The organism is Mesorhizobium sp. P5_C1, assembly GCF_054049815.1.
Window position 1 is genome coordinate 1 of sequence record NZ_JBFULQ010000390.1, and the last position, 5,505, is coordinate 5,505.

At 63.8% G+C, this 5,505-nt stretch carries 4 protein-coding genes; all 4 read right to left on the bottom strand.

Annotation, left to right across the window (positions count from 1 at the left end; genetic code table 11):
• Nucleotides 1-400, bottom strand: a 400-nt coding sequence (locus tag ACXJ7R_RS23930; RefSeq protein ID WP_457154001.1) for a TIGR02453 family protein, incomplete at its 3' end; no start/stop codon positions are given.
• Nucleotides 400-2,604, bottom strand: coding sequence for an NAD-dependent DNA ligase LigA (gene ligA, locus ACXJ7R_RS23935; RefSeq protein WP_457154002.1), 2,205 nt, complete (start codon nt 2,602-2,604; stop codon nt 400-402). The genes ligA and ACXJ7R_RS23930, both read right to left, overlap by 1 nt.
• 264 nt (nt 2,605-2,868) lie before the next feature.
• Nucleotides 2,869-4,542 (bottom strand): DNA repair protein RecN, encoded by a 1,674-nt coding sequence (gene recN, locus ACXJ7R_RS23940; protein ID WP_457154003.1) that lies wholly within the window; start codon nt 4,540-4,542, stop codon nt 2,869-2,871.
• 202 nt (nt 4,543-4,744) lie between these two features.
• The coding region (locus ACXJ7R_RS23945) for an outer membrane protein assembly factor BamD (protein WP_457154004.1) at nt 4,745-5,505 on the bottom strand (761 nt) is incomplete at its 5' end.

The following is a 5,505-nucleotide window of genomic DNA, read 5'->3' on the forward strand; positions in this document are numbered from 1 at the left end:
CTTTGCGCATAGCCAGCAGCAGTGCCGGCTCCGGCTGCCACCAGGCAACGTCGGCAAAGCAACCCTCGAGCCCGACATGAACGTAGAACACGCCGTGCGCCATCTTGGTGCCGTCGGGCGACAGGATCGCCGACAGATGCCGGTTGTAAGGCCGCTTGTCCTTGGCGAAGCGCACGTCGCGGTTGATACGGAACAGCGACTTCTTGCGATCGCCGCGCAGGCCGAGCCCAGCTTGCGTGAAACGCTCCGTGAGCGTTTCGACCAGATCGCCGAAGGGATCGCGCAACTCCTTTTCGAACAGGTCGCGGTTTTCCAGGAACCACTCCCGGCTCTGATGGAAATCCAGCGCCTTCAGGAACGGAATGGCCTTCTGCCCGAAACCCTTGAATGCACCTTCCATCACGCCTTGCCGATCCGCACAAGCCAGGCGTCCTCGTCGATCACTTCGACGCCGAGCTCGCTGGCGAGCTTGAGCTTGGAGCCGGCGCCCGGCCCGGCGACCACCAGATCCGTCTTCGCCGAAACCGAGCCCGCGACCTTCGCGCCGAGGCGTTCGGCCATTGCCTTGGCTTCGGGGCGGGTCATCTTTTCCAGCGTGCCTGTGAACACAATCGTCTTGCCAGCCACCGCGCTGTCGGCCGAGATGGTCACGATATACGGCTTCGGCTTGACCTGTTTGAGCAGCGCGTCCAGCACGTCGTCGTTGCGTTCGTTGCCGAAGAAGTCGCGTAGCGCATCGATGACCGTGTCGCCGATGCCGTTGACCGATGGGAAAACGCTGTGCGGATCGTCGGCCGCCGCTGTCTCCTTGCCGACGCGGATCAGTTCCTCGATGGTCGAGAAGGTTTTGGCAAGCACTGCGGCCGTGGTTTCGCCGATATGGCGGATGCCGAGCGCGAAGATGAAGCGGTCCAGTTCCGGTTCGCGGCGCGAGTCGATGGCAGCAAACAGTTTGTCGAGGCCTTCGTAATTGCGATCCTCGACGCTGCGCACATTCTTGCGCGTCTTGCCCGATGCCGCCTCGCGCTGCCTAGCCTGCTCCTCGCGCCGCTCGGCCAACGCCTTGGTGACGGCCGGACGGCGATCCCTGAGCGTGAAGATATCGGCGGCTGTCTTGATCAATCCCGCATTGAAGAAAGTGTCTATGTTCTCGGCGCCCAGGCCTTCGATGTCCAGGGCACCGCGTGACACGAAGTGCCGCAATCCTTCCACGGCCTGCGCGGGGCAGATCAGTTCGCCGGTGCAACGGCGGCGGGAATCTTCCTTGCCTGTCTTCTCGTTGATTTCACGCGTCGCGGGCGAGCCGCAGATCGGACAGGTGTGCGGGAATTCGTATGGCACGGCGTCGGGCGGACGCTTGTCGATGACGACGCTGACGATCTGTGGAATGACATCCCCTGCCCGCTGGATCACCACCGTATCGCCGATGCGCACGTCGATGCCGTCCCTTATCGGCTGTCCCGTGCTGTCCAGGCCCTTGATGTAGTCCTCATTGTGCAGCGTGACGTTTTCGACCACGACGCCGCCGACCGTGACCRGCGCCAGCCGCGCAACCGGCGCCAGCGTGCCGGTGCGGCCGACCTGGATGTCGATCTTCTGCACGGTCGTCATCGCCTGTTCGGCGGGGAATTTATGCGCAACCGCCCAGCGCGGCTCGCCGGTGACGAAACCCCATCTGCGCTGCAGCTCCAGCTGGTCGACCTTGTAGACGACGCCATCAATGTCGTAGCCCAACGAGGAGCGCTGCTCCTCGATCCGATGATAATGCGCGATCAACTCCTCGGCCGACTTCGCCCGCACCATCAGCGGGCTGATCGCGAACCCCCAATCCTTGAACTTCTGCACGGCGCCGTACTGGGTCGGAGCGGGATCCTCAGACGTATAGCCCCAGGCATAGGCGAAGAATTTGAGGTTGCGGCTGGCGGTGACGGATGGATCCTTCTGGCGCAGGGAACCGGCCGCCGTGTTGCGCGGATTGACGTAGTCCTGGCCGCCAACCGCCGCCGAGCGTTGCTTCAGCGCCTCGAATTCCGCGTAGGTCATATAGACCTCGCCGCGTATCTCGATGATTTCTGGCCAGCCCGAGCCTTTCAGCTTCGCGGGGATGTCGGCGATCGTCCTGAGATTGGCGGTGATGTCCTCGCCGACGGCACCGTCGCCACGCGTTGCGCCCTGCACGAACACACCGCTTTCATAGCGCAGCGATGCCGACAAACCGTCGATCTTCGGCTCGGCCGTGAAGGCGATGTCGAGATCCTTGTCGCGATCGAAGAACCGCCGGCCGCGTTCGATGAAGTCGGCGACATCCTCGTCGGTATAGGCCTTGGCGAGGCTGAGCATGGGCACCGCATGGCGCACCTTGGCGAAGCCTTCCGCCGGCGCCGCACCGACCCTGCGCGACGGCGAATCCTCGCGCACCAGCGCCGGAAAGCGCTGCTCAATGGCAAGGTTGCGGCGCGTCAACGCATCATATTCCGCATCGGAGATTATCGGCGCATCCTCGGTATGGTAGCGCCGGTCATGCTCGGCGATCTCTTCCGCCAAGCGCTTCAGCTCGGCTTTGGCTTCGCTGTCTGTCAGGGCATCGACTGGTTTTTCGGACATGGTTTCAGACCCGGCTCATAGATGTATGCCGCCCAAAAGTGCGCAGCGGTTTTGGGACAACGACACGCATAGCAACAAAGACCCAGAGCGCGTCGCGCAAATCCGATTCGGCGCGACGCGCTTTGGTGGTCCGCGACCATAGATCAGCTTTCGGATCCAAGGGAGCAAAATTCTGATAAAACCGCGCCGAAACAGCGGGATGGCGCCACAAGCTGACTCTGTTGCGAAGCCGGGATTTTTGCCAGCCTGGCGAACCGTGCATCGTCAGGACGCGGCGGTGTTCTCGCGCAGCAGCCGCTCGGCGGCGGCGCGCGCCTCGTCGGTGATGGTGGCGCCGGCCAGCATGCGCGCGATCTCTTCCTGCCGCGCCGGCCGGTCCATCTCGGCAATGCCGGTCGCGACTCGGTCGGTGCTGCCCGACTTGGAGATCAGGAAATGCGTCGCCGCACGTGCCGCTACCTGCGGCGCATGCGTGACCGACAGCACCTGGACGCGTTTCGACAATCGCGCCAGCCGCTGGCCGATGGCGTCGGCGACCGCGCCGCCCACGCCGGTGTCGATTTCATCGAAAACCAGCGTCGGCGCCGAGCCACGGTCGGCCAGCGCCACCTTCAGCGCCAACAGGAAGCGCGACAGCTCACCGCCGGAAGCGACCTTCATCATCGGCCCGGGCCGTGTGCCTGGATTGGTGCGCACCCAGAATTCGATCTGGTCGATGCCTTCTTCCATGCGGCCCTCGGCCTCGCTCTTCATCTCGACGATGAAGGCGGCGCGTTCGAGCTTTAGAGCCGGCAACTCGGCCATGACCGCCTTGGTCAGGCCGACTGCTGCCGCATGACGCAGCGAGGACAGCTGTGCGGCGGCTATGTCATAGGTCTCGCGCGCCGCGGCAGCCTGCTTTTCCAGCCCGTGCAAGCGTTCCTCGCCGGCATCGAGATCGGCGAGATCGGCCGACATCGTGTCGCGCAATTGCGCCAGGTCGTCGACGGCGACAGTGTGCTTGCGCGAAGCGGCGCGCAGCGAAAACAACCGCTCCTCCGCCTTCTCCAGCCGCTGTGGATCATATTCGGTGGCGCGCAGTGCGGCCTCGACGCCCGATTGCGCGGCGTCGAGCGACAGCATTGCCTCGTCGAGCGACTTGACCACGTCGTCGAGCAGGCCCGGCGCTTCCGTCACCTTGCGCTGCAGCCGCCTGAGCAGGCTCGCCAGTTGCGGCAAGGGCGAGGACGGACCGGACAGCACATCTTGCGCGTCATGGATTTCGGAAGCGATCTTCTCCGCCCGCATCATGGATGCGCGCAGCTCAGCGAGATCGGTCTCCTCGCCCGGCTGCGGATCGAGCTTCGTCAGTTCCGCCACCGCCGCACGCAGATAGTCGGCCTCGCGCGCGGCCGCCGCCACCTTGGCGCTGTGACGCGACAGCTCCTGCTCGCAGGCGCGCCAGTGCCGCCACGCCTCGCCGGTCGAGCGGACAGCGCCGAGATGGCCGCCGAAAGCGTCAAGCACATCGCGGTGTGCGCCGGGATCGACCAGAGCGCGTTCGTCGTGCTGGCCGTGGATCTCGACCAGCGCKCGGCCGACATCGCGCATCAGCGTGACGCTCGAAGGCTGGTCGTTGACGAAGACGCGGGTGCGGCCATCTGCCGTCTGGAGGCGGCGCAGGATGATGTCGCCGTCATCGTCGATGGCGTTCTCGGCAAGCAGTGTGCGGGCTGGATGGTTGCGCGGCACGTCGAAGACGGCGATCACCTGGCCCTGCGCCGCGCCATGGCGCACAAGCGACGCGTCGCCGCGCGCGCCGAGCGCCAGCGACAGGGCATCGAGCAGGATGGATTTGCCGGCGCCGGTTTCGCCGGTCAGCACGGAAAGACCCGGCTGGAAGTCGATATCCAGCTTCTCGATCAGGACGATATCGCGGATCGACAGTCTGGAAAGCATCAGAACCCGGACCTATTGCATGTCGCCCAAAAGTGGACCCGGTTTTGGGATAACGACATGCACAAAGACAAAAGACCTAAAGCGCGATGCGCTTTAGAGCGGCACTCGACCATCTGGAGTCGCAGCGCCGCACTATCTTTTTGTTTGGGCACCGGATCAATCCGAAAAAGCGTTGCGTACGCTTCGGTCCAATGCTCTGGGGTCAGGCGCCGCCGGTGATCATCTTCCCGGCCTTGGATATCCACGAGCCGGCATTCTCGCGCGGCGCAAGCCCGTTGCTCTGCAGCAGCTTGTAGGAATCCTTGTACCACGAACTGTCGGGGTAGTTGGTGCCGAGCACCGCGGCGGCGGTCTGTGCCTCCGAGGTCAGGCCCATCGCGTAATAACTTTCGGTCAGGCGGGCGAGCGCCTCCTCGACATGCCGTGTGTTGGAATAGTTCTCCACCACGGTGCGGAAGCGCTTGACGGCGGCGATGTATTCGCGGCGCTCGAGATAGTAGCGGCCGATCTGCATTTCCTTGCCGGCCAGCTGGTCGTTGGCGAAGCGCATCTTTTCCTTGGCGTCATCGACATATTCCGATGTCGGCCAGCGCGTCACCAGGTCCTGCATCGTCTGAAGGGTCTGGCGCGCTTCCTTCTGGTCCTGCGTCACGTCCTTGATCTGGCGGTAGTAGCTCAAGCCGATGATGTACTGCGCGTAAGCGGCGTCATCGGTCGACGGATAGAGCGTGAGGTAGCGTTTGGCCGAGCCGATCGCCTCGTCGTAGTTGCCCTGGCGATAGTCTGCGAAAGCGCCCATCACCATCGATTTGCGGGCGAATTCCGAATAAGGATGCTGACGGTCGACGGCATCGAATTTGCGGCTCGCCTCTTGCAGGCGCCCGGCATTCAGATTGGCAAGACCTTGATTGTAGAGAACATCGGCCGGCTCGGTCTGGTCGACATAGGTCGACAGGTCGATAT